Annotated in this window: 25 protein-coding genes and 2 pseudogenes; 18 read left to right on the forward strand and 9 right to left on the reverse strand. The window is 41.1% G+C overall.

Annotated elements, in window-relative coordinates:
- Window positions 1-26: 26 nt before the first annotated feature.
- From rsgA to WDV75_RS20250, 8 genes are all read left to right on the forward strand, one after another.
- Window positions 27-1,085 carry a small ribosomal subunit biogenesis GTPase RsgA gene (rsgA, locus tag WDV75_RS20215; RefSeq protein WP_273559294.1) on the forward strand — a complete coding sequence of 353 codons (1,059 nt, stop codon included), beginning with the start codon at window positions 27-29 and terminating at the stop codon, window positions 1,083-1,085.
- Between the two features lie 94 nt (window positions 1,086-1,179).
- Window positions 1,180-2,085 (forward strand): archaetidylserine decarboxylase, encoded by a 906-nt coding sequence (gene asd / locus WDV75_RS20220; RefSeq protein ID WP_189759858.1) that lies wholly within the window; start codon window positions 1,180-1,182, stop codon window positions 2,083-2,085.
- A 40-nt stretch (window positions 2,086-2,125) separates the two neighbouring features.
- Window positions 2,126-5,470 (forward strand): miniconductance mechanosensitive channel MscM, encoded by a 3,345-nt coding sequence (gene mscM, locus WDV75_RS20225; protein ID WP_273559297.1) that lies wholly within the window; start codon window positions 2,126-2,128, stop codon window positions 5,468-5,470.
- Window positions 5,471-5,959: 489 nt separating this feature from the next.
- Window positions 5,960-6,382 (forward strand): hypothetical protein, encoded by a 423-nt coding sequence (locus WDV75_RS20230; protein ID WP_273559299.1) that lies wholly within the window; start codon window positions 5,960-5,962, stop codon window positions 6,380-6,382.
- Between the two features lie 22 nt (window positions 6,383-6,404).
- On the forward strand, window positions 6,405-6,968 hold the full coding sequence (locus tag WDV75_RS20235; RefSeq protein WP_338860385.1) for a hypothetical protein: 564 nt from the start codon (window positions 6,405-6,407) through the stop codon (window positions 6,966-6,968).
- Between the two features lie 57 nt (window positions 6,969-7,025).
- Complete coding sequence (locus WDV75_RS20240) at window positions 7,026-7,787, forward strand: IS5 family transposase (RefSeq protein WP_338802971.1); 762 nt, start codon at window positions 7,026-7,028, stop codon at window positions 7,785-7,787.
- 233 nt (window positions 7,788-8,020) lie between these two features.
- Complete coding sequence (locus WDV75_RS20245) at window positions 8,021-8,647, forward strand: DUF2931 family protein (RefSeq protein ID WP_273559637.1); 627 nt, start codon at window positions 8,021-8,023, stop codon at window positions 8,645-8,647.
- Window positions 8,648-8,820: 173 nt separating this feature from the next.
- Window positions 8,821-9,084, forward strand: coding sequence for a PAAR domain-containing protein (locus WDV75_RS20250; RefSeq protein WP_273559639.1), 264 nt, complete (start codon window positions 8,821-8,823; stop codon window positions 9,082-9,084).
- A gap of 415 nt (window positions 9,085-9,499) precedes the next feature.
- Here the strand turns inward: WDV75_RS20250 and WDV75_RS20255 are convergent, their stop codons facing one another.
- The 7 genes from WDV75_RS20255 to recQ all read right to left on the reverse strand — a co-directional run bounded on the left by WDV75_RS20255 (window position 9,500) and on the right by recQ (window position 17,673).
- The gene (locus WDV75_RS20255) at window positions 9,500-9,931 is read right to left on the reverse strand and encodes a carboxymuconolactone decarboxylase family protein (protein ID WP_273559641.1); all 432 of its coding nucleotides are present in this window, start codon (window positions 9,929-9,931) and stop codon (window positions 9,500-9,502) included.
- Window positions 9,932-10,245: 314 nt separating this feature from the next.
- Window positions 10,246-10,599 (reverse strand): DUF805 domain-containing protein, encoded by a 354-nt coding sequence (locus tag WDV75_RS20260; RefSeq protein WP_273559643.1) that lies wholly within the window; start codon window positions 10,597-10,599, stop codon window positions 10,246-10,248.
- Window positions 10,600-10,857: 258 nt separating this feature from the next.
- Window positions 10,858-11,868: a LacI family DNA-binding transcriptional regulator gene (locus tag WDV75_RS20265; RefSeq protein ID WP_273559644.1), complete on the reverse strand. Its 1,011-nt coding sequence runs from the start codon at window positions 11,866-11,868 to the stop codon at window positions 10,858-10,860.
- 59 nt (window positions 11,869-11,927) lie between these two features.
- Window positions 11,928-13,325: an MFS transporter gene (locus WDV75_RS20270; protein WP_273559645.1), complete on the reverse strand. Its 1,398-nt coding sequence runs from the start codon at window positions 13,323-13,325 to the stop codon at window positions 11,928-11,930.
- A 578-nt stretch (window positions 13,326-13,903) separates the two neighbouring features.
- Entirely contained in the window at window positions 13,904-14,704 is an 801-nt protein-coding gene (yigL, locus tag WDV75_RS20275; protein ID WP_273559647.1) for a sugar/pyridoxal phosphate phosphatase YigL, read from the reverse strand.
- A 21-nt stretch (window positions 14,705-14,725) separates the two neighbouring features.
- On the reverse strand, window positions 14,726-15,697 hold the full coding sequence (pldB, locus tag WDV75_RS20280) for a lysophospholipase L2 (protein ID WP_273559649.1): 972 nt from the start codon (window positions 15,695-15,697) through the stop codon (window positions 14,726-14,728).
- Between the two features lie 149 nt (window positions 15,698-15,846).
- Window positions 15,847-17,673: an ATP-dependent DNA helicase RecQ gene (gene recQ, locus WDV75_RS20285; protein ID WP_273559650.1), complete on the reverse strand. Its 1,827-nt coding sequence runs from the start codon at window positions 17,671-17,673 to the stop codon at window positions 15,847-15,849.
- 286 nt (window positions 17,674-17,959) lie between these two features.
- Here recQ and WDV75_RS20290 point away from each other — a divergent pair, with 286 nt between their 5' ends.
- The 4 genes and pseudogenes from WDV75_RS20290 (at window position 17,960) to WDV75_RS20305 (ending at window position 21,177) form a co-directional block, all read left to right on the forward strand.
- The gene (locus tag WDV75_RS20290; RefSeq protein ID WP_189759847.1) at window positions 17,960-18,445 is read left to right on the forward strand and encodes a thioesterase family protein; all 486 of its coding nucleotides are present in this window, start codon (window positions 17,960-17,962) and stop codon (window positions 18,443-18,445) included.
- Window positions 18,446-18,876: 431 nt separating this feature from the next.
- The gene (locus WDV75_RS20295) at window positions 18,877-19,767 is read left to right on the forward strand and encodes a hypothetical protein (RefSeq protein ID WP_273559653.1); all 891 of its coding nucleotides are present in this window, start codon (window positions 18,877-18,879) and stop codon (window positions 19,765-19,767) included.
- Window positions 19,768-19,905: 138 nt separating this feature from the next.
- Window positions 19,906-20,634 (forward strand): annotated as a pseudogene (locus WDV75_RS20300) (IS982 family transposase); the annotation flags it as partial.
- Window positions 20,635-20,775: 141 nt separating this feature from the next.
- Window positions 20,776-21,177: a DUF1240 domain-containing protein gene (locus tag WDV75_RS20305; RefSeq protein ID WP_273559657.1), complete on the forward strand. Its 402-nt coding sequence runs from the start codon at window positions 20,776-20,778 to the stop codon at window positions 21,175-21,177.
- 29 nt (window positions 21,178-21,206) lie between these two features.
- Here the strand turns inward: WDV75_RS20305 and WDV75_RS20310 are convergent, their stop codons facing one another.
- The gene (locus WDV75_RS20310) at window positions 21,207-21,686 is read right to left on the reverse strand and encodes an Hcp family type VI secretion system effector (protein ID WP_273559660.1); all 480 of its coding nucleotides are present in this window, start codon (window positions 21,684-21,686) and stop codon (window positions 21,207-21,209) included.
- Window positions 21,687-21,880: 194 nt separating this feature from the next.
- Here WDV75_RS20310 and WDV75_RS20315 point away from each other — a divergent pair, with 194 nt between their 5' ends.
- From WDV75_RS20315 to WDV75_RS20325, 5 genes and pseudogenes are all read left to right on the forward strand, one after another.
- Window positions 21,881-22,324: a hypothetical protein gene (locus tag WDV75_RS20315; protein ID WP_273559662.1), complete on the forward strand. Its 444-nt coding sequence runs from the start codon at window positions 21,881-21,883 to the stop codon at window positions 22,322-22,324.
- Between the two features lie 43 nt (window positions 22,325-22,367).
- Window positions 22,368-23,108, forward strand: a complete 741-nt coding sequence (locus WDV75_RS20320) for a DUF6531 domain-containing protein (RefSeq protein WP_420497520.1) — start codon at window positions 22,368-22,370, stop codon at window positions 23,106-23,108.
- Window positions 23,072-23,149: pseudogene (locus WDV75_RS22260) on the forward strand (type IV secretion protein Rhs); the annotation flags it as partial. The gene WDV75_RS20320 and the pseudogene WDV75_RS22260, both read left to right, overlap by 37 nt.
- 21 nt (window positions 23,150-23,170) lie before the next feature.
- Window positions 23,171-23,560 (forward strand): hypothetical protein, encoded by a 390-nt coding sequence (locus tag WDV75_RS22265; protein ID WP_422399055.1) that lies wholly within the window; start codon window positions 23,171-23,173, stop codon window positions 23,558-23,560.
- A 7-nt stretch (window positions 23,561-23,567) separates the two neighbouring features.
- Window positions 23,568-23,867 (forward strand): hypothetical protein, encoded by a 300-nt coding sequence (locus WDV75_RS20325; RefSeq protein ID WP_273559664.1) that lies wholly within the window; start codon window positions 23,568-23,570, stop codon window positions 23,865-23,867.
- Window positions 23,868-24,007: 140 nt separating this feature from the next.
- Here the strand turns inward: WDV75_RS20325 and WDV75_RS20330 are convergent, their stop codons facing one another.
- Window positions 24,008-24,184 (reverse strand): SymE family type I addiction module toxin, encoded by a 177-nt coding sequence (locus WDV75_RS20330; protein ID WP_338860389.1) that lies wholly within the window; start codon window positions 24,182-24,184, stop codon window positions 24,008-24,010.
- Between the two features lie 442 nt (window positions 24,185-24,626).
- On the opposite strand from WDV75_RS20330, the gene rarD reads away from it, so the two are divergent.
- Window positions 24,627-25,517, forward strand: coding sequence for an EamA family transporter RarD (gene rarD, locus WDV75_RS20335; RefSeq protein ID WP_273559666.1), 891 nt, complete (start codon window positions 24,627-24,629; stop codon window positions 25,515-25,517).
- Window positions 25,518-25,605 lie beyond the last annotated feature (88 nt).

A 25,605-nucleotide genomic window follows, 5' to 3' on the forward strand; every position in this document is an offset into this window, starting at 1 on the left:
GATAAACAAAAAATAAGTGAGGTTCGGTGGCTAAAAGTAAACTCTCTAAAGGGCAACAGCGCCGTGTGCAAGCGAATCATCAGCGCAAGCTGAATAAGGCCAATGCTCAAAAGTCAGAAATGGATGACAGCCAGTTTGGTGAGCCACAAGAAGGGTTGGTGATCAGCCGATTCGGGCAACATGCTGATATTGAAGCAACCGATTCTTCTATACAGCGTTGCAATATCCGCAGAACAATCCACTCATTGGTCACGGGTGATCGCGTTGTATGGCGCCCCGCGCTACAACTCCAGTCTGATGTCAAAGTAAATGGTATCGTAGAAGCGGTTCATGAGCGCACTTCCGTTCTTACTCGTCCTGACTACTATGATGGCATCAAACCCATCGCATCAAATATTAACCAAATTGTGATAGTTTCCGCTATCTTACCTGAGCTCTCGCTGAATATTATCGATCGCTATTTAGTCGCATGTGAAACACTCAATATCGAGCCGCTGATCGTACTCAATAAAATTGACCTGTTAGATGCTGAAAGCCGTGAGTGGGTTAACGAAGTCATGGAGATCTATCGCCATATCGGCTATCGCGTACTGGAGGTTTCCAGCTATACCGGCGAGGGTATCCCTGAACTAACCGCACTACTGGCTAACAAAATCAGTATCTTTGCTGGCCAATCTGGTGTCGGGAAATCCAGCTTGCTCAATACCCTGTTGCCCGACATGAACGAAGATATTCTGGTCAATAATGTTTCAGATAACTCAGGCCTCGGTCAGCATACTACGACCACAGCACGCCTTTACCATTTTCCACTGGGGGGAGATGTGATCGACTCTCCAGGTGTCCGTGAGTTTGGCTTGTGGCATCTAACGCCAGAACAGGTTACACAAGGTTTTGTCGAATTCCGCGAATATCTGGGAGGGTGCAAGTTCCGTGATTGCAAACATCTAGACGATCCTGGATGTGCCCTAAAAGAAGCATTGGAACAAGGCACCATTGCTCAGGAACGTTTCGAAAATTACCACCGGATTCTGGAAAGCATGGCACAGGTTAAACCGCGCCGAAATTTCACAAACGCTCAAAAATAAGACAATAATTAACGATACCCTGACATTAAAAATAATGGCAGGTACAATAGTCGACTTTTGTCCAATTTGCCAAGAAAAGAACCAAGAGGTTGACGTGCTGGATAATTTTAAAATTAACTTACAATATTTACTGCCAAAACAATGCATTACAAAACTGGCAGGTTGGTTTGCCAATAAAAAAGCAGGCTGGCTGACGCAGCTTGCTATCAAGACTTTCGCGAAGGTCTATAAAGTGGATATGAATGAGGCACAAGATCCTGCATTCACTGCTTATTCAACATTCAATGAATTTTTTGTCCGCCCCCTTAAGGAAGGCATTCGCCCTATCGCCAATGAAGCCCACCAATTGGCTCTGCCAGCAGACGGCACCGTCAGCCAGCTTGGGGCGATCCGCGAAGATCAGATTATTCAGGCCAAAGGTCACTATTACACTATAGAAGCACTGCTGGCAGGACAGTATCAACTGGCCGAACAGTTCCGTAATGGTCAATTTATCACGACTTACTTATCGCCAAGGGATTATCACCGTGTCCACATGCCATGTGATGGCGTGCTCAAGGAAATGATCTATGTCCCTGGCGATCTGTTCTCAGTAAATCCCTTGACGGCAGCCAATGTGCCAAATTTATTTGCGCGTAATGAACGCATCATCTGTTTATTTGAGACGAAATTCGGCCCCATGGTGCAAATTCTGGTTGGTGCGACCATTGTTGGCAGTATTGAAACTGTCTGGAGTGGTTGTGTCACACCTCCGCGTGAAGGCATCATCAAGCGCTGGACCTACCCTACAGAAGGTCAAGAAGGCGTCATTTCCCTCAAAAAAGGCGAGGAAATGGGACGCTTCAAGCTGGGTTCAACCGTGATCAACTTGTTTGCGGCTAATCAGATTAATTTTGCTAACAACTTATACAGTGGTTCCCAAACCCGTATGGGAGACGTGATGGCGCAAACTGTTACATCAGAAGAACCCACAGTAAATAACGATGAATCAATGAATTAAAGATATCATCAGCTAATTTATAACCAAGGAGCCCCTTATTGTGCGCCTGATTATCAGTTTACTTCTCAGCCTCTTAATTGCGAGTCCGGCTTTTGCTTCTGTGCCTCAGTTGGATGAAACCCAACTAAAACAAGAACTGAAGCAGGTTGGAGGCAGTAAACGCTCACAAGATTCTGAAATCGCACATGCACTTCAAGGGGCAATAAATTGGGTTAATGATACAAAATCCGCCAATGAGCGTTCCCAGAAATATCGACAAGCAATTGATGAATTTCCTAAAATCATCAAAGAACTACGCCAAAAAATCCTTGCTGAAGACAATGCCGCTACCCCCATTCCGGCTAATCAACCTATCAGCAATTTAGAACAGCAAATTATCCAGACAAATAACGAATTACAGGAACAAGGGCGCCAATTACAGCACGAACAGGATAAGCTCCGAGAAATCAGTGATTCCATGAGTCAATTACCTCAACAGCAGGCTGAAGCAAAGCGTTTGCTGGCTGAGGCAACTTCTCGGTTCCAGTCTCTGGATTCGCCTTCCACGCCACTGGCCAAAGCGCAATTGGCGCTGGCACAAGCAGAAGTCAATGCCCGTAAAGCTATGACTGATGAACTGGAGATGGCTCAACTTTCTGTCAATAATCGTCAGGAGATTGCGCGCATACGCACAGAATTATACAAAAAACGTTATCAACGACTGGATGTTAAACTCCAGCAATTACGCAGCCAGTTAAATATCCAACGCCAGCAGAAAACGGAATCGGCGCTGGAGTATACAGAAATGCTAGCGGAGCAGAGTGGTGAAAAACTGCCAAAGTTTTTGCAGGAAGAACTCCAGCAAAACCGCCAATTGTCGCAAATGCTCAACCAGCAAACCCAGAGAATGGAAGCCATTGGTTCAAAACAGCGCAAGGCCAACAGCGAAATTCTTTTTGTTCTCCAAACACTCAATACTATCCGTGAACAAGCACAATGGCTAAACGATTCCACTGCACTTGGTGAAACCTTGAGGGCGAGAGTCACCCATATTCCCGATATGTCAAAATCCCAGCAAATTGACAGAGATATTGTCGAATTGCGGGTCGAAAGACTGAAATATGAGGAAATGCTGGAACAGTTGCAACGGCCTCTTGAGCAAACATTGCCCTCATATCACACTCTGACGCCAGAGCAAAAAAAGGTCTATGAGTCACTTATCCGCACCAGGAAAGAGCTATTAAATTCCCTGCTATCAGGATATGACAATGAGATCCTGGAACAGACACAATTCAAGGTCATCACCAACAAATTAAATGATGCCCTGAAAGAAGTTCAGGATGCTACCCACCGCTATCTGTTCTGGGTAGCCGATGTCAATCCTATATCGCTCAATTATCCATTGAAGGTGGTGCAAAATCTGACGCGTCTGTTATCTCTGGACACATTCTCTCAGTTGGGTGCCGCCATCCACAGCATGTTAACCAAACAAGATACTCTGCTCTATTTGCTGGGTACTTTATTACTGGTCATTTTTAGTGTTAGCTCACACCGCCAATATCATGCTTTTCTTGAGCGTTCGAGTAATCGCATCGGGAAAGTGACACAAGATCATTTCTCTTTGACTATGCGCACCGTTTTTTGGTCTGTTGTCGCGGCATTACCGTTGCCAATGCTTTGGTCAGCCATTGGTTATGGGTTACAAAATGCATGGCAGTATCCGATGGCTACCGCAATCGGTAACGGTGTCCGTGAAACCACCCCCGTTCTGTGGATCTTTATGCTCAGTGCGGCCTTTGCCCATCCCAATGGTTTATTTATCGCCCATTTTCGCTGGCCGGAAGAACGCATCAAGCGAGCAATGCGTTTCTATCGCCTTTCCATTTTCCTGATCGTGCCTCTGATGATGGCATTGATCACTTTTAATCATTACAAAGACCAGGATTTTATCGCAACCCTCGGCCGGCTATGTTTCATCATGCTCTGTATCTCGCTGAGTTTAGTCACCAGTAGCTTAAAACGCGCTGGCATTCCACTCTATATGGACAAACATGGTTCAGGCGAAAATATTGTTAGCTCCGTTCTATGGTGGATACTGCTCTCGGCCCCAATCTTAGCGGCGCTCGCTTCAATCCTGGGTTATCTGCAAACCTCACAAGCGCTATTAGGTCGTCTGGAAACCTCTGTCGCTATCTGGTTCTTCCTGCTGGTCATTTACCACATTGTACGTCGATGGATGCTAATCCAGCGACGTAAGATCGCTTTTGAGCGGGCAAAACAACGCCGTGCAGAAATATTGGCCCAGCGTGCCAAAAGTGAAGAAGATTCTGGCAATATTAATAGCAGCGTAGAGGGATCAATCGAGATTGAAGAGCCAGTCATCGATTTGGATGCTATCAGTGCCCAGTCGTTAGGGTTGGTGCGCTCAATTCTGACAATGATAGCACTGGTTTCACTTATTCTATTGTGGTCTGAACTACATTCAGCCTTTTCTTTCCTTGAAAATATTCGCCTTTGGGACGTGAGTACAACTATCAATGGCGTTGATAGCATTCAGCCAATTACTCTGGGTTCCGTATTAATTGCAATCTTAGTTATTGTTATTACTACGCAACTCGTCCGTAACTTACCAGCCCTGCTGGAACTCGCCCTGTTACAACATTTAGTGCTGACACCGGGAACAGGTTATGCCATTACGACACTAACCAAATATAGCATTACCCTCATTGGTGGTTTGGTAGGTTTTTCTCTGGTGGGTATTGAATGGTCAAAAATACAATGGCTAATTGCTGCAATGGGGGTTGGGCTTGGTTTTGGCTTACAGGAAATTTTCACCAATATTATTTCTGGTCTGATCATCTTATTTGAAAAACCGATCCGCATTGGTGATACCGTGACTATCCGTGGCCTGACAGGCAGCATCACGAAGATCAATACACGGGCAACAACCCTGTCTGACTGGGACAAAAAAGAGATTATTGTTCCCAACAAGGCCTTTATTACAGAGCAATTTATCAACTGGTCACTGTCTGACACGATCACGCGTATCGTCCTGACAATCCCTGTGCCGGCTGATGTTGACTCAGCAAACGCCACCGACATATTGATGTCTGCCGCCAAAAGTTCACCCTTTATTCTCGATAACCCAATGCCAGAAGTGTATTTAGTGGATTTGCAACAAGGCATTCAGATTTATGAACTACGAGCCTATGCTGCCGAGATGGGGCATCGTATGCCTGCCCGTCATGAAGTACATCAACATATTTTGCAGGAATTCCGCAAACATGATATCACCTTGCCATTCCCACCATTTCAGGCACGGGTTGATATTTTTGGACAAGAGATCCGCAGTGCTACAACTAACTTCACGGGCCGTAATCCCCCACGCAGGCCGGGAGAACTGTAAGCCTATAGTCAATTAACCACGTAACCAAACGCATACCTTTTCAACTTAGCGGATTACTGGCATTCACCCGCAGGCTATCCTGACAGGCGAGGGATCATTTTTGTAAAAAAAAGATATTAACGTCAGTCAGGAGGGTGTCAAACCGTTCACTATTCCTGCCAGCCTGATTTTTGCCTGAATTACCGTGCTTATTCCGATAATCCCCCGATATCCTGCCAAAACCAGCCAAAAATCGAATTTAATTCATTAATTAATTTGATTGATTAATGTGTGGAATAAATGTGCTTTTCTGTTCAATTACGCATTTTATCTCGCTGGCATTCAGCGTAATACCAAAATCCAATTGATAAAACATAAGTCAAATTCAATGAAAAACGAAAAGGAATCGCTTTATCTAAAAGAGCGCGCTTACCGTGGTCATTTCAATTAGAGCACTGGCGGTTGCATCAACAGGTGTTGCTGCGGGGTCAGGTTGTGGTGTTGCGGCTGATGGATAACCGTATTTTCACACCATTACTGCCCGCTTTAAAACCGGGAGACTGGCGTGAACTGTTAACACCGGTTAATGAGCTGATGCTCGATACACCTGACCCGATTTGCTATTACCGACCAGAAAATTGCCCTCAGAAACTGAACACAAATTTATTTATGTTGGGTGATCATCTGATTGATGCCCGTTACTCAACTGATACGACGCTCAAGAATCTAGCTTACGCATTAAGTTGTCAGCTTTGGGAAGAAGCTCCTGAATTGGCATTGAAACTGGATGAACCGGCGGGGCAATTGCAGCACAGCCTTGTCGCTTGGTTGAAACAGGCGAGAGAGGAAAGCAGTAAACTGGACAAGTTAACCCTTGAGTACTTTCTGACTGATAGTCAAAAAGTTGCTCTTAACGAGCGTATTGACGGATAAATAGAACATAAGGAAAAGAAGAATGAAGTCGTTAGATCCGACAAATTGCATTGATTGTCAAAAAATACTGAAACACTGGATTGAATTTCAACTCGTTGATGAACAGGGTGAACCATTAACGGGTATGCCTTATAAGCTGGCAAGTCGCGGAAACAAAAATATTGTGCGAACGGGTACCACGGCTGGTAATGGAATGTTACGTGAAGAAGACCTTCCTCCAATGCCTGTTATCTTATCTATATCAGCACAACCACTGGCGGATGAAATTGTCAAACGAACTCCTCGAACAAAGACAGGAGAAGTCAACTCTCATATTAAATCAACGGCTTTAATGGATGGATATGAATATCAATACATCACATTGGGAATGCTCAGTGATGGCTATCCTAAAATTAAAGGGTGGGAAGAGCAGAAATTAAGAGACTCAGAACATTTCCAAGGTTCGACATTACAGGGATTGTCAACCCATCCACTCAATCGACGATATGTATTGGAAATGCGAACTATACAAATGATTGAAAGTGAATGTGCCTGTAATCGTGATATTACGCTAGGGCGTGTTGACGTTTCGTGGAGGGAAGTTTGAACAGCATGATGATCTGGTATCATTGTCTTCGCGAAAAAACCATTACCCCAGCTCATCATGCCAAGAACAATGTTATCAAAATCTTTATGGAATACGCTAGCTGTATTAATGCAACAACATGGATGTATTTACCACAAAGACGCGCATTACCTGACTTTCGAAGGGATCCTTTATCGAATGAGAACGGGATGTCCGTGGCGGGATTTACCCGATGAATTTGGCAAATGGAATACGCTTTTTAAGCGCTTTAACGCCTGGTCAAAGAAAGGTGTTTTTGAATTATTATTCAAATTGTTATCTGAAAATACAGACACCGAATGGTTATTCATTGATGGGAGTATTATCCGCGCTCATCAACATAGCTCAGGGGCAGCTTCAACAGAAGATGAAGCCATCGGTAAAAGTCGAGGTGGACGTTCGACTAAAATTCATTTGGCCGTAGACAGTTATGGTTTGCCTGTCCATTTTGAGCTGTCAGGGGGTCAAACGCACGACATTGTACATGCAGAAAGTTTGGTCACCCATTCACCCGCATCCGATTTTGTGATCGCGGATAAAGGTTACGATAGCGGTACTTTCAGAGATTTCGTTGAAAAACAAGGTTCAAAAACGGTCATTCCCTATCGAAAAAATAGCCGAAAACCCGATAAAAGTATTGATGAAGTTTTATACTGTTATCGGCATTTGGTCGAAAATGCGTTTGCCAGAATAAAACATTTTCGAGCTATTGCGACAAGATACGATAAATTGGCGCGAAATTACGCCAGTATGTTGGCACTGGCGTTTGTCATTATATGGTTACCGATGTGGGTTGAGTAAATGGTGAACTCAAAACGTCAACAGCCCCTAGAGTCTTCCCAAAATAATCGTTCTGATTCGTTGGGGATGATATAGTCTAAATATACCCATTTTTCAGCATATTGGAATAATGTAAAAACAAAAAATAATAAAACCAAAGGTGATATTTATCCGGCAGAAATTGCTTATGCGAACCGTCCTAATCGTGATTAGCACAGAACTATTTTTGATAACAATGGTAAGGACATCTCAAAATGAGAAAAAAAGCATTAATTTTATTGATTACAATAGAGCATATTCTACTGATATTAGGTGAACTTTCTTATATATACATTAATGGACTTGCTAAAGCGTTTGGGTACTCAGAAAATCGTGTTGTAAATTACAAGCCAATTGTGCGTCACAGTGAATCACTACCATATCAAAGGTGGGAGTTTAATTTCATTACACCGAAATATTTTTACGCCAGTATCAGTTTTGTTCAATTTTGGGATGAAGATAACTATGTTGTGCAAAAGTTTGTGCCTGATGGCGTAGATTCAGATTTTCGTAGTATAGATAGGTGGGATAAAAAAGCAGGAGGCATAGGTTGTGCAGTTAAAAATTATGGTGAGGCCTTACCTCAGTCATTATTAGTTTGCTGGGATTCGGTGACTGATAAAAAAACCTATCAGACAAAATTTATTTTTACACCAGATGTCCGAAAATTGATGAGAAAGCCGTCTGCCGGGCACTCAGTTAAAAATCATGTATTCTATCGAGATACCTTATTTATTGGTCTAGATCCTGGTGGTATTGCTAAGGCTTGGTTACGGGGTTATGATAAAAACGATGGCAATAATGTTTTTGGTTGCTATAGGGGAGTCAGTTTCTGGCGATGAAATGACTGTATGCCAGAATAAGACAAAACACCCAGATGGGTATGGTGAATATTCTGAGGAGATAAAATCCTTTATCAAAGGGAAAAATCCCCCTATGGTAAGTGGTAAAGCAATTATCTTGAATTCATCTGCATTTAATTTCTGATAACCAACGTCTTAGGCAAAGAAAATATATGACAAACAAAGCCGTTATTTTATTAAACGACACAACCGATCACGGTGGTAAAGTCATTACTGCTGTGGGTGGTTATATTTACAAAGGTATTCCCGTTGCCGGAGAAACGGATTTAGTCGAATGTCCTAAATGCGAGGGAGTTTTTCCTATTGTCGAAGGCAGTGAGAATTTAAAGAATAATGGGAAAGCTATTGCAGTAGAAGGGATGCACACAGCGTGTGGTGCTAAATTGATTGCCAGCCAGAAAGAGTTTCTCGCCTGACAAACCACACTGACGCACTATGTTTGTCTTCTCCGAGTTACCGGACTAAACATTAATCCGGTAACTTTCTTTGAAAAGTATTTGGATGGAAGAAATTTATTCTTCTGGCAGGTTATTTCTTACCAACTTCGATTTGTCGTGCGTTTAGTTTCATTATTAAGAACATCCTACTAATCGAATAGTAAGAATCGAGCGGTAAGTGTCCCAGATTATGTTCCTCACTGCATATTGATTTCAATAGCCGAAATTAGACGTAAAAATAATGAACAGTGCTGATTTTACTAAATTTTATAAAAAAAATTTTACTTAGCTAGATTTCACTGGAAGTTGAAATAGGAGGGACCGTGCTCCCAACTTCCAGAAGAAAAATTTCCTTTTAATTAGCTCAAAACAACTACGATGAAATCAAATAACATTAATGACGCATACCGATTGCTAATCGATTCATCCCATTCATAAGCGCAATCGCAAAGGTCAAATCAGAAATTTCCTGATCCGTGAAGTGATCTTTCAAGGGTAAATAAGCATTATCATCTGCATGTGTCGTTACAACGTGAGTCAGCGCTTCGGCCCACTCCAACGCCGCTTTTTCACGGGGAGTAAACTGACTACTCACTCGCCATCCGGCTAATTCAGCTAACCGACGTTCTGTCTCTTTATTTTCGCGCAAAACTTGAGAGTGTTTATTTAAGCAGAAAGAACAACCATTGATTTGAGATACTCGCAAATAGATCAATTCAACCAATTGCAAACCCAGCGGACTATTTTCCAGACCTTCTTTTACAGAACGAAAACCTTGAAGTAACTCTGGAGATAAGTTGTAGTAAGCAAGGCGTAATTTACTCATAAATAATATTCCTTATATTAATATCTCAAGGGACTATATTAAAAATGATTACGTTAAGCAAAGGAAGGGATTATTTTTTATAATAACCATTTCATTTAAATTAAAAAAGTATAAAAGAAGCCTTAATTCAAACTCATATAATTCACCATGCTAATTATTCAATTAGACAATTAATAAAAAATGCCACTAAAGGAATAAGTGGCATTTTTTATTACGTGGTAAACTAAATAATTAATTTCTCTACACTATAAATATTGCAATTTACTGATTTATAGATAATAAACTAGAAATTTTTAGAGATATATTTTTCGATGTTAACACTTTCTTCTTGGATCAGCACCATACTCATTATCACCCTGAGTACCTTCCAGCAGAGTAAATACGAATAAAACAATGCTGGCCACGGGAACAAAAGCCAATAAAAACCACCATCCAGAACGGTTAATATCGTGCAGTCGGCGTATTGTTACAGCAAGACTTGGAATAAAAGTAACAATGATATAAATCACTAATAATGCAAAACCAGCAGTATCATTAATTGCTGAACCCAATATTATAAGGGCCAGGAATACAATAATGTTAAACAAATGGAACATCCAATATTCTTTACGACGGGCACGGCCAGAGAATTCAGCATAATTTTTCAAAACACTAAGATACCAATTCATAATATCACTTTATTGAAATCAAATTATATAATAGAAAAGCAGGCAAACTATAAAGGATGATGGATTCTATACTTAACTATCTTTTAATGTCCATAGTCAATTACTAGTTGATAAATATTTCCTTATTCATGCTATTATTAGATAGTGATTTAAAAAAACCTTAAAAAAGTAAAATTAGAAACAGGAACCATATAAATATCTTTAATCCATATCAAAGTTACGCATAAATTTATCAGAAAAATAAGACTAATTATTTTACTATAAACTAAGCTTACACCCACAAGATTCACCAATTTGTAATTCAAATTCAAATTCACGCTCTTGGGCGGTTCCATTCCATGTTCTTAATATTTCAATAGCCGTTTTAGCCATTTTGTCAATGGGCTGACGCACCGCCGTTAAAGAAGGCACATTAAATTGTGATTGCAGGGTGGCATTAAAACAAACTAATGCAATATCATCGGGAACGGCTAGCCCATTTTCAGCCAACGCACGTAAGCAACCAAACGCCTGTAATTCATTAGTTGCAAACAGCGCTCGAGGATGTTTTCCTTTTAACATTTGCAAGGTCGCTTCATAACCGCCCTGACGAGTATATTCCGTAGGAAAAATCCATTCATCACGTACCGCCAAATTTGCCTGTTTTAAAGCATCACTCCACCCTGATAGCCGATCTTGGGTATTTAACATATCAAGAGGGCCACAAATAACGGCGATATCACGATAACCATGCTGGATCAGATGTTGGGTCACTTTGAATGCTGCAATCCTCTCATTGACACGAATTGCACTGACATTTGCACCTGCATTAACCCAATCCAACATAACACAAGGCGTACCACTGGCCTGAATAAGGTCAATATAAGGATGTCGATCAACGCTGGTATACAACAGACCATCAATCTGACGGTTTAATAAATTATTCAATAGCTCTCTTTCACGACTACGATTATCCCCCGAATCCCCAGGTAACAATACTTGCCCATGTTTGAAAGCTTCCTGCTGCAAAGCATGAGCAACAGAAGAAAGAAAAGGATTAGCGATGTTTGGCAAGATAAGCCCATAAGAGTGAGTCGTGCCAGAAACTAAAGCCCTCGCAATATTATTGGGCCGATATCCTGTTTTTTGGATAGCATTCAATACACGTTGACGAGTCGCTTCTGCAACAGGCCTTGGACCACCATTAATCACATAACTGACAACGGCTACCGAGGTTCCAGCTTCTCTTGCCACATCACTACGTGTCACTCTTTTCAGATGTGAATTCATGATATTCGTGTATTCCACTGTTTAAAGATATAAGGCTAATAACCAGAACAGACAAGCTCTTAAATGGCATCTTCAAGTAAATTAAGATCCCTGCCTCGCGTTTCTGGTGCGAAAAATGTTGTGATAAATCCAATACCTGCCATCAATGAAAAATAACAGGCAATTGGCCACCAATGCCCGGTAAAAGACAAAAATGCCGATGCAATCAATGGAGCTGTTCCCCCTGAAAGCATTGCACCCAACTCTTTTGCCACAGCCATTTTGGTATAACGATTCGCTACCCCAAAGAGTTCCACTCCCCATGCAGCCTGGACACCAAATATCCCTAAAGAGGCCAATCCCATTCCTATTACAATTGTTGGAATGACAATCATAGGTTCACGGCTCTCCAATAAGATAAAAGCAGGAAATGCGTAAAGTACGAGTAACAGGCAAAACCAGCGGTAAGTGATACGGCGTCCGAAACGATCAGATAGATAACCTGAAATTGGAATAATCAAGAAACCCAAAATGGATGAGATGAATACCGCGCTCGTAGGAATAAATTTATCCAGCATCAGTGCATTAGCCACATAGCCAATGATAAATCCTTGGGCCAGATATGATGGGCCATTCTCGCCAATTCGTAAGCCAACCATGACCCAAAAGGCTTTAGTACGTTGCCAAAAACGTCGTTTTTCATCAGTAACTTGTTGGTGTTCACTTAAGACTAATGATTGTAAACGTTGCTCTGCCAACATTGCCTTATAACGCTCAAAAACAGGGGTCTCACTCATATGTCGCCGAATATAGAACGCAACTATTGCAATCAAGGCACTCGACAAAAATGGAATACGCCATCCCCAATCCAGCAAGCTTTCTTTATCCAGAGTCAATACCAGCAACCAAACCAGTGATGCCAATAACGTTCCACTATTCGAACCAAGGGCAATGACAGATGAAACCAAGCCTCGTTTTGCAGGTGGTGCAAACTCTCCCAAAATGACCGTACCACCGGATAAAGCGGCTCCAGCTCCCAAACCTTGCATGAACCGCAATATGACTAAGCAAGCAGGAGCCCAAATACCGATATGGGCATAGCTTGGAATAAGTCCTATTAGTGTGGTTGAAATTCCCATCAGAATGACCGTCATCATCATGACGATCTTACGTCCTTTGCGATCCCCTAACCATCCAAACGCAAGAGCACCAAACGGCCGAGCGATGAATCCTACTGAATAGGTTGCAAAACTGGCAAACAAGGCAACGGAAGGCGTCATATTTGGGAAAAAAACATCACCAAAAATAATGCCTGCAGCTAAACCATACAGAGCAAAATCGGCATACTCTATTGTTGTCCCTAACCAACAGGAAAAAATGGCCCGTCCAAACCCCTTACGCCCTTCTTTTGTTGCCAGGCATGCTTCTGAAGCATGTTGTATCTGGGTGACAGCTGACGCCGTATGTTTATACGGCATAGCAAGATATTCCCTGAATGTTGGAACAGTAAATTTTTAATTCCAACAATATGTATTGAACAATATTATTGTTATTCATGAATGATATTTATATAAATTTATCTACTCGCGTAGAATACTCAAACGTAAGAAATCAACAATTGAATATGAGCCATAAATATCAGGTAAAAATTAACGTTTGTAATTAATAAATTTTAAAACAAAGAATTAAAAATTAGTTTATAAGAATATAATAACGCTCTACCATTCAATATCCAGTAAAAAAAAGAGTCTCATACTCAAATAAATTGGAATTTAAATCCAAATTTATTATTAAACCAGGATATTAAGCTAACCCAGGGAAAATAACGCAATGTAGATATTATAGAAAAAATACAAGTTTTCAGCAGCATGGTTGGTTATTTGACTGGAAAAATCACTTATCAATACACCAACTTTACTTCAAGGTGCGTGTGATTTCTCCCCGCTTCGCGGGGAGAAATCAAGTTTCATATAGTGTTATAAATTGCAACTTGAAGTTGCATGCGTATATAGGAAAACAGCATCACACGGATGCTGTTTTCAAACAATTAGCGTCTTTAAACCTGATACATTTTCCGTAAATAACCAGAAACAGCATCATCCGCATTGGAACCAATGACTTCCATCTCAGGTAAAATATTTTTTAAACGCTGGTGCGCTCCCTGCATAATGCAGCCTTTACCGGCCACACTTAACATTTCCTGATCGTTCATACCATCGCCAAATGCAATGCAGTCATTTAATTGATATCCAATCAATTGGCAAACTTGCGCCAATGCATGGCCTTTAGAAACACCACCAGCCATTACTTCCAAACAGTTTCTCAGTGAAAAACTGACATTAACCCTTTCCCCCCAACGGGCTTTAATCCTCTCTTCCAAATCCACCAAATAATCATGATCTTCACTGGTGTAGTAAACCTTGCATACGCCATCTGTGGGAAAATTATCACGCTGAAAAAGTTGGTAATGGAAAACGGACTCCTGGAAAAATTCTTTCTGTTCAGGGGATTCTCGATTTATTAGCCAATCATCGTTATTAAAATAATTAGTCAGGATATCGGGATTATCAAACTCCAATAAACACAAATCATGAGCAATATCAGGATCTAAGTTATGGCTAAATATCAATTCATCCTGGGTATTGTGAACCCTTGCACCGTTGGAAGTGATCATATAAGCATCAATACCCAATCCATCACGGATCTGTCCCACATCAATATGATGCCGCCCTGTTGCAAAAATAAAATGAATCCCTTGTTCCGTTAATAAGTTCAACGTTTCCTTGGTGTACGGGGTTAATTTATGGTCGGGAGATAACAAAGTGCCATCTAAATCTGAAGCAACAACATGATACATGGTTATAGTTCCTAAACTAAATCAATTCTGGTCAAAAAAATCACAAATTGCATTAAGAGCCTGCGATCGCAATACATCTTTTTCGAACAGAATTTCGTGATGAGCCCCCTGGATAATCAGAGGATTTTGGTGAGATGCACAAAAAGCCAATAACTCCCGATTACTTACTATCTTATCTTCACTTGCTTGTAATACGATAAGGGGAGTTTGAATTTTTCCCGCATTTTCAATCAGATTATCGCCCATCAGCATACTTTCACGCATCCAATGGTAAGTTGGCCCTCCAAGGCGCAATTCAGGATAATCAGCATAGTAACGCAAATAACGCTGATAACGCGCATAACTGTGCGTTAATAGATTGATAAAATAGGGTAATGGCCGCCATTGCCCCGTTGATAGGGCATAAGCGTTACGTCTTTTGATATTGGGTTCTGCCTGGTTAACCAGAAAATTTGCCAGCCAGCGAGGCATTGGTAAATTGATACCAAACATCGGCGCACATAACGCCACAGCACGAAAAATCGGCTCCTGGTAACGTATCAAAAAACGACTCAAAATCGCGCCACCCATTGAATGGGCCAAAGCATAACAACGATGAGACTGACGAGGTGCGATTTCAAGCTCAATAAATTGCACTAAGTCATCCACATAATGATCGAACGCTTCAACATGGCCTTTTTGCCGATCATCCAACATACGCCCTGAACGGCCTTGTCCACGATGATCAATAACGAAAACATCGTAACCCAGATGATAAAAATCATAGGCTACTTCAGGGTATTTCACGTAACTTTCACTACGGCCAGGCAAAATGACGAGGGTTTTATCATGATGGGGGGAACAAAAGGAGACATAATGGATGGGAATATCATCAACTCCTACAAATTGCCGTTCTTCTCTTGTGTGCCAAAAATCCAGTAATAGTCCATTCGTAAAGGCTGAGAACTGAGGTTCACGGTTTAACCAGCTTGTTTTTAATATCTCAGGTACCATTCTTCACCCTCAGTTCATTGTCCTTTATACCAATTCAACTTCAAGTTGCAGCTTGCAAATCAATGTGATTGTTTATATCTCTCCGCTTCGCGGAGGAGATATAAGGCTCATCTTGAAAGGCGATTGGGATAGTTATTTAAATCTCTCAGTTACTCGAATTCTTCAAAATGCTCTCGGATTAAGGCCATAAAGGCATCACCAAAACGCTCCAATTTCCGCTGACCAACGCCATTAATCAGCAAAAGTTCATCCGGCGTTATTGGACACTGTTCTGCCATCTCAATTAACGTGACATCATTGAAAACAACAAAAGGTGGAATATTGTTTTCATCAGCAATGGATTTACGCAATTTGCGCAACTTAGCAAATAACTTGCGATCATAGTTACCACTGTATGATTTGTTTTGCTGATTGCGGCTTTTCAAGTTTTGGATACGTGGTACGGCAAGTTGTAGAGACACTTCACCACGCAATATCGGCCGTGCCGCCTCGGTCAATTGCAGAGCAGAATAGTTGGCAATGTTTTGGCTGATAAGCCCCAGGTGAATAAGCTGACGCAAGACGCTCATCCAATGTTCCTGACTCTGTTCTTTACCAATGCCATAAACAGGCAGTTTGTCGTGTCCAAAATCTCTAATGCGTTGATTATTCGCACCACGTAGCACTTCTACAATATAGCCAATGCCAAAACGTTGTCCAACGCGATAGATACAGGATAGCGCTTTCTGTGCTTCTACCAGACCATCGTAGCGTTTGGGAGGATCAAGGCAAATATCACAGTTGCCACACGCTGTTTGGCGACTTTCTCCGAAATAATTCAACAATACCAAACGCCGACAGGTCTGTGCCTGTGCAAATGCGCCCATAGCATTGAGTTTATGCCGCTCAATATCCTGTTGTTCACCGGCGGGCTTTTCTTCTAAACAGCGACGCAACCATACCATATCCGCAGGATCGTAAAACAGCACAGCTTCCGCCGGTAAGCCATCTCGCCCAGCCCGGCCAGTTTCCTGATAATAAGATTCGATATTACGGGGAATATCAAAATGCACGACAAAACGCACATTAGGTTTATTAATTCCCATACCAAATGCAACCGTTGCTACCACGACCTGCAAATCATCTCGCTGGAAAGCATCTTGTACCCATGCCCGTTGACTGTTTTCCAGCCCTGCATGGTAAGGCGCAACACTTACCCCCCGCTTTTGCAGACGCTCCGCGGTTTCTTCCACTTTATTACGACTATTGCAATAGATAATGCCACTTTTCCCCTGCTGGCCGCGGACAAATGACCAGAGCTGATCAAGTGGTTTGTATTTTTCAACTAAGGTATAGCGAATATTGGGGCGATCAAAGCTGCTGATATGGATAATCGGCTCATGCAACTCCAGTAAACGAACGATATCCTGGCGGGTTGTTTTATCTGCTGTAGCGGTTAGTGCTATCACCGGAAGATCGGGGAAACGGCGACGAAGTTGCCCTAATGCCCGATATTCTGGGCGAAAATCATGCCCCCATTGAGAAATACAATGAGCTTCATCGACAGCCAATAAAACAGGCTGCCAGTCGCGAAGCTGGTCAAGAAAATTATCCGTTACTAACCGTTCAGGGGCGATATAAAGCAGTTTAACGCTCCCATGACGACAACGTTGGATGATATCAAATTGCTGTTCACGATTTTGAGTTGAGTTCAGACATTCCGCTTCAACACCATTCGCACGTAGCTGATCAACCTGGTCTTTCATCAATGAAATGAGTGGAGACACAACCAGAGTCAACCCATTTTTAACCAATGCAGGGATCTGGTAGCACAGTGACTTACCGCCTCCCGTTGGCATAACCACCAGACAGTCTCGTCCGTCAAGAACGGCGTCAATAACTTGCTGCTGTCCCGGACGAAATTGCTGGTATCCGAATGTTTTTCGTAATGCTTGTTCAGCCAGCGATGCCGTGCTGATGAGTTCTGCGGTAGACACGCTTTTCCTCGATCGTTAGAAGCTAATCCCTGAAAAAGCCTAAAAATAGGCTATAAAAATACAGTTGCTATCCAATCACCTGTATATAAAAAATTACCGCTTATTCTACACGCTATATGATTATTTTTTGTAGTCCGTTTTTTTCCCCATGAATTGTTTCTCGAAGCGCTTCACAGACTGGCAAAGTCGATAGCGAAAGCATAAACTTAACAATTCATTAACCATATAAGCGCATTTAATATCCGTTGATTTTACTTTTCATTATCAGGTTATCAGGAAAATCACCATGGAAAATATTCAGCCAGTAGACACTATTCTAACCCCAGAAGAAGCCCGTAAATTTATAGGTGAAATCTTTGTTTATCATATGCCATTCAATCGTCTGTTGGGCCTCGAGCTGCTCCGCTTCGAACAAGACTACGCAGAACTGCAATTTTGTTACCAAGAAAAATTGATCGGCAATATGATTCATAAAATTCTACACGGTGGTGCAATCGCTTCCATATTAGATGTTGCTGGAGGGCTGGTTTGTGCAGGCAATGCATTGACTTCAGTTGAAGCAATGACCATCGCAGAGATCCAAAAACGTCTAACCACATTGGGCACGATTGATTTACGCGTGGATTATCTGCGCCCCGGACGTGGTGAAGTATTTACTGCCAGTTGTAATCTTATCCGTGCTGGTAATAAAGTTTCTGTCGCCAGAATTGAATTACATAATGAAAAACAAATGCATATCGCCAGTGCGATGGGGACTTATTTGGTTGGTTGATATTTTCAAACCCCAATAGCAAAAACTAATACCCAACTCATGCCCAAAATACAAGCTTATAATAAATGAAGGAATGTGCCAGCAAAACGCATTCTCTTTTCATGGGCATGTTCATTTTCAACCCCACCATTAGTTTATAATTTATTGATTTACATAAATTATTAAGTGATTCCAATCACATTTGCCAGATCATTTATTATACAAGCTAAAGAAGTGCTATATCCTCCTTGCTGTTATCTGAACGACAAAACTTTTAAGTTTGTGGGGTAAGGACATATGGATTGTCGCTCTCGTTGTCGGTTCAGGGAAGAATGCCGTATCCCTCTGCCAAATTACACTTCCCAATAATTCAGTAAACCTAAAGAAAAAATAGCGGAGTCCGATAAGATATTAGACAAAATATCGTGTTGTGTAATCTTATGGGGTGTAAAATGAGTAGACGTGAATTTGAAAGAGCATTTATGGATGGTTCTATTGGTTTTGAAAATGGAACATTAGTAACTTTAAGTGATAGCAAATTAATAAGAGAGAAAAGATATTCTGAACTGCAAAGTGAACTTCAAAAAAAATTAACTGCCAACGAAGATCTTTATGTTTTCCTCACGTATGAAGAAGCTGTCTATTTTATGACAAATTTATGTGGACCAAATCCTAATTCATCATGGAAAGAAGCTGGTTATTTATGTATGGATGTTGTCACATCATTTACAGGTAATATTATTGATGCTAAAGGTTTTCATAAATTATCAAAAGAACTAAGTAGTAACTTTGGGGTTAAAGTTACTGAGTTTGTTGATAGATATGGAAATAGAAGCATAAAGTTAACCGGACGAACAGGTGTTAGAAAGTTTTTAACCGCTGCTAAATATAAAGTTAATAATTGGAAAATAATTGAAATGGGAATAGGAACACAAGGAATGAAAAATGGCATCATTGATGGAACTAGGAAAGTTGTTTTTGTCGCAGCGGGTTACAGATTATTGGAACTTGCTTTTAGAGATGAGTATGATATTTATAATTTCTATGGAAATATAACTATGGATGCGGCAAAAACAGCAGTTGGATTTTTGGCTGGAGTTGTAGTTACAGCTGCTGCTGGAGTATTTTTGACTGCGGGTACTTATGTACTTGCTGTAGCTGCTGCGGCAATTGTGGCTGGTATTTTGGTTGGGTCTTTATTATATTATATTGATAATAAATATGGGTTAAGTAAAGCTCTGATAGACCACTTGCGTAAAATGGATGAATTAGCGGCTAAGTATCCGAGACCATGTATGCAACCATTTGGTTTACCTTGTAATGAAATAAAATTAAAATGGTGATTTTATTATTGTGGTATTAATAAGCAGGCGATTTACATAGTAACGCGATGCTCAATTTTCATGGTGAGTTGAAATGACATAGCCAGTCCTTTATAACTTTAAATCGCCAAACTGAGAGAAATAAAGGAACAAAAGGCTATGTCACAGCAAGATTTTATCATTTGGGTGTTTTGTTGGGTATACGATAATTTAACGGCGTTACAGCAAAACACTCGATTCAGAAACCGGGGACACTCACCTAAACTCAGTGATGCGGAAGCCATTACGATGGAGGTGGGTGAATTCTTAGGGTTTTCAACGGATAAAGGAATTTGGACGTACTTCCGTGATCACTGGCGTGAGTGGTTTCCGGGACTGGGTTCACGCGCCAATTTTGCTAAACAGGTTGCGAATCTTTGGGTTGTTAAACAAAAACTGCAAGAAAAGCTGGCGAGGTTATTGGGGGCGTTCGACAGGCCAGTACATATTATTGACGGATTTCCACTGCCCATCTGTAGATTCAAAAGAGCAAAAGGCAGTGCCCACTTTAAAGGACAAGCCGATTACGGATACTGCTCCGCCAAAAACGAAACTGACTACGGCTTTAAAGGACACCTAATGATAGATGAAACGGGCGTGGTAACCGGGTTTACGCTGACGCCCGCCAATGTCAGCGAGCGTGAAGCAACCTGGGATGTGGTCGATTCGATACAAGGCTATTTGTTCGGCGATAAAGGCTATTTAGGTGTTGAATTTCAACGGGAAATGAAGCAGTCGGGTATTGAAATGATAACCCCGGTGCGGGCCAATATGGATGACCCCGTCCCCAGAGAAACGAGAAAGAGCATTAATGCCAAACAGCGCTTAATTGAAACCGTCATTGGTCAACGAGACTGGCTTCAACAAGCCCATGTCATAAGAGGTTAAAGTTGAGCATCGCGTTACATAGTAATATAATCCAAGTTTAACGGGGTTTTCAACCATGTAAACTCCGTTCTAAATACTCTACAAATTGATGATGAGGATGGTATGAGTAATAAGAATAAAGCTATTATCATAATAGGATGTTTTTCTTTAATTTTAGCTATGATATTTTGTACTGCATTTATTATTGATGATATTTTATCCATATTTTATGTTCGGGATGAAATAAATTTCTCTTGGAAATCCATTGCTATTTTATCTGGTTTTCCACTTTTTATATATATGTTCTCATGTGCTTTTTATTATACTATTACATCAAAAATAATGAAGCTTAATAATAAGCTAATAAAGACACTTACTATAATTTTTTTTATTTTTTTATTTTTAAGTTTTCCATTGTCTTGGTATTTGGATTCGAAATTAAAGGAAGAAGGATATATAGTTTGTGAAAAAATGTCAGTTGGCGCATTAAATAAATATGTGAAATATCCAGAAATGTGTCGCTAAGCATATGTATTATATGCTTAGCTTTATGTTTACAATGTCCTATCTTCCCAGATGCTATAAGCTGATGTTCCAGCAGTTACATGATTCCATGATATAGATTTATAGTTTAAGGAGACTTTTTCATATGGCATCATATCATGATCATTTATAGAATGTGGGTACACACAGGAAATATCTGTAATAGTGGCTTCTGTAATTTTTACTTCATAGAATAATTCTAATTGGCCTGCTTGGCTCGTTCTGTAAAAAATAAAACTGCCATTTAGTGACTCATTGGAGTCTATTGCCATTGCCAGCAATGGTGATGATTTGTCGATTGGTTTGATGAACTGTATTGGCTGGTGACTCACGTTCTGCTGACGTGAAATTGCATGACTCAGGCTGAGTACCTGTATTTGATCTTCGTGTCCTTTTTGATGCCGATTCCCTATAGAATCAAGAGTTGAACACCCTGCTGATATTAAGCCCTGCTTCTTACCATTTAATGTTAGATATATCATGTATGACATAAATATTACCGTCCTAGTTTTTTATTCAAATAATGCTGACTTGAGTGCTAAGCCAGAGACGATAACTTAACACATTAGAAAAACTTGCAATAGGAGCATAAAAACAAAAAAGATCGTCTTGAGATCCTTTTTGATATCTGGCGATAAAATCACCAAAAAGCAGAATTTCACGCAAAGCTGCCTAATGCTCCAATGTGGTACAATCACAAGGGGAGCGAAGCGACATCATCGCTTTTTTTCTGTTTGGGATTCTTTACCGTCGGTATGTGGTCATTGTTCAACTGATTGCTAAGCCGGTATTCGCTAAATCCTGCCTGCAACCGTTGTGGTACACGAATGCCGGTACAGTTGCCGAACCTGCTGCTAATTTTGGTCAATTGCAGGTTTATCTGCCTACACCCGCATCGCAGCCAACGACATCGGCTACACAGAAAAAAAACACACCACCGTTAATCTCAGAGCAAGAGAAGTTGTATCTGGCTGCCCTCGTTGCGTCTTCCACACGGGAAAATCAGGCTCAGATTATTTGGGGTGCGTTGAAACGGGCTTTTGGTGATGATAAAGAAACGACCCAACATAACTTAGAGAGACTAAAACAACTGGCGGATCAAAAAAGCGGTCGAGATCATTGGAGGTAAAAATATAAGTTGTGCCAAAAATGCTTTCAAAGAAAACAATGGGTTGAAGCGTTATACAGAAAGCACCAAAAAATTTTTTACAGGCGACCCGATAGATGTCACTACGGGTTCTCTGTTTGAACAACGTACCGATATCGAGTTAGGACAAACGGTACCATTGCAATTTACCCGCAGTTGGTCCCCTGGGTATCGTGGATTACTGGGAGAAAACTGGCTGGATAACTTCTCCGAATGTGCCCTCGTCACCGGGGATCGGGTAGAAATTCTGACGACAGAGGGCGCCTCACTTCACTTTGCCCTACCAGACAGTTATAACCACAGCGTCAATCCCGAACACCCTAATTTCAAACTAAGCCGATATAAACAAGGGATTATCCTAAGTGATCGCCATAGTTCAATTCGCAAATATTTCACCTTACCGACTGCAACAGAGAAAGATGGCACCCTGTGCTGGCGACTGACGGAACACCGTGACTGCAACGATAACACTATTCGCTTTCATTATAGTGAACAACATCAACTGATTAAGGTGAGCCATAGTGATGGCCCCGAACTTATATTGCTATACCGTGAAAACGGTTTGCTGGAAGAAATCCGTCGTACTGATAATGGGCTTAATGAAGTGATGGCACGTTACCGCTATCACGATAATGGCTGGCCGATGCAGACAGTACACAAACATATCACCTGTTTTATGAATACAACGAACAGGGGATTGCCGGCCAGTGGCTGGATGACGAGAGTGGGCTGGTCTATACTCGGTACAGGTATTATTCGGCGGTAGCTGGGCAGTATCTGACGCCTGACCCGTTGGGGCTGGCAGGCGGGTTTAACCCGTATTCTTATGTGCATAATCCGACGGGTTGGATAGATCCGTTCGGGTTAGCGAAGTGTCCTCTTCCTCCTAAAAAAATCAATTTAACCAAAGACGGTGTTCAGCATGTAAAAGATAGGCATGTTGGCAATGTTGATGGTTGGTCTCATAAGAGCAAATGGACTCTTAATAATGCTGATGTTAAGTCAACAATAAGAGATGTATTCCGTAACCCAGATAGAATTACTCGTGATGGCGACCGATTTATATATGAAAAAGTGATGAAAAGAGATGTTGGTATAACTCCAGAAGAAGAAATATTAAATAAAGTGAGGGTTGTTACTGAATCAAATGGGGATTTTGTCATTTCTTTCCCACAAAGTGTATTTAGAGATTTGAAACCAATTGATGTGATTTTTTGAGGATTTTATGGGACTTGATATACATGTTATGGCAATTAATGGTGAAGTTACTCATATAGTTATGAGTGAGATTTTACATTCAAGTATTTTTTCTTCTTCAACGAGATGGAGTAGTTCAAAAAATCTCAGCAAGATTAAAGATTATTACAAAACAAACTGTTTGTTAAAAAATAAGGATGCTGTTTCTTTTATTCATGAGTTAACTGAAATGGAAAATAGAATCACAGATGGAAAAGGTGAATTGAATAAAATAATAGAAAAGTTAAAAAATATACAAATCAGTTCTATTAGGGTTAGTGGTGACTGATTTATAAATCAAAAGCCGGAAAGATCCCCATGATCTTCCTGCTTCTTTTTTCAATAGCTGCTCAGTCCTGACCCTTAGCGGCTTTTATACTCCCCAATCAGTTCCCGCATTCGTAGCTTAATCCCACTGAGTTGATCCTGCTAGCGCTGGTACTGTTGTTTGATGATGCGGGTGTCGTCACTGTCAGGGATCAGCACCAGACAACCATCCATGATTTTAACGGTGAGTGTGCAGCCCTTATCAAAGCCCGCCGCTTTAAGCCATTGGCCTTGCAAGCGTATTGCAGGCGAGGCGTTGGCCTTGTCATTTTGCGGCACATATCCCACGGTGTAATAACGTTCTGTTTTGGCTATTTATAAGCCAATTCAAATAAATTAATCATAGTACCACTGATACGATTTCCAACAGCAGCCACGCTGAATCTACCTTAGCTATGATTAGAAACCAATAATCCGAAAATATCTTAATACTTTGTTTTTACATGAAATTAATGAAAAAATTTTAAATTAAAAAGAAATTAAATTATGAATAACAGATAAAACAGGAGTCAGATTGTATAAAAATAGATAATCCTGTTACCTAAGCATAATCACTTAGCATAAAGTGCTATTTAGCTAAGTGGAAAGATTTAATTTATTCTTCATGCTATTAACTACTTGTAAATCATTCATCCCAATGACACATTGTATAGGTCTATGAGCTACCACCTTAACCAGCTCTTCTGATTTTCTGAACATTCTCTAAACATTCAAGGATATTATGAGTAACCAACAGACTGCCAAAGGTATCTTGTATGCCTTGGGGGCTTATCTTATTTGGGGATTGGCGCCCATCTACTTCAAAACCATACAATATGTACCACCCGATGAAATCGTGTCACACCGTGTTATATGGTCAGTTTTTTTTATGGTACTGCTGCTGACGTTGACTCGTCACTGGCGCCAGGTCTGGGCTGTTGTTCGCCAACCAAAGATACTGCTATTGCTAGGCATTACAGCCTTCACTATTACCAGTAACTGGCTTACCTATATCTGGGCAGTCAATAATGGGCATTTGCTGGAAGCAAGTCTGGGATATTTTATTAACCCTCTGGTTAACGTGCTGTTTGGTATGATATTTCTTGGTGAACGTTTCCGCCGTATGCAGTGGGTTGCCGTAGGATTGGCCTTTACCGGTGTCTTGATCCAGCTATGGCAGTTTGGTTCTATCCCCGTGATTGGTTTGTATTTAGCAACGACGTTTGCGGTCTATGGTCTGATCCGCAAAAAATTGGGCGTTGATGCACAGACAGGTATGTTGATTGAAACAACCTGGGTATTCCCTGTCGCCTTGATTTACCTGCTGTTTTTCACCCATAGTCCAACAAGTAATATGCTGGATAATACGTACTCTTTGAACCTTATGTTGATTGCTGCCGGTATTATTACAACGGTGCCTCTGCTGCTCTTCACCGCGGCCGCTGCGCATCTGCGTTTGTCCACGCTGGGCTTCTTCCAGTATCTTGGCCCAACATTGATGTTCTTGCTGGCAACGTTAGTTTATGGTGAGGAAATAGGACCAGATCGTTTAATCACTTTTGGCTTTATTTGGGCTGCCTTGATTCTGTTTACTCTGGATGCGCTCTATACGCAACGCCGTTTACGGAAATAGCTCAATTTTTTCAACAACATTCCTAAACTGCCCAAGGTGTTATCTAAAATATCTATACCAATCTAACGTCAAGATGCGTGTGATATCT

Origin of the sequence: Xenorhabdus griffiniae (assembly GCF_037265215.1) — a bacterium.
Taxonomy (GTDB): Bacteria; Pseudomonadota; Gammaproteobacteria; order Enterobacterales; family Enterobacteriaceae; genus Xenorhabdus; species Xenorhabdus griffiniae.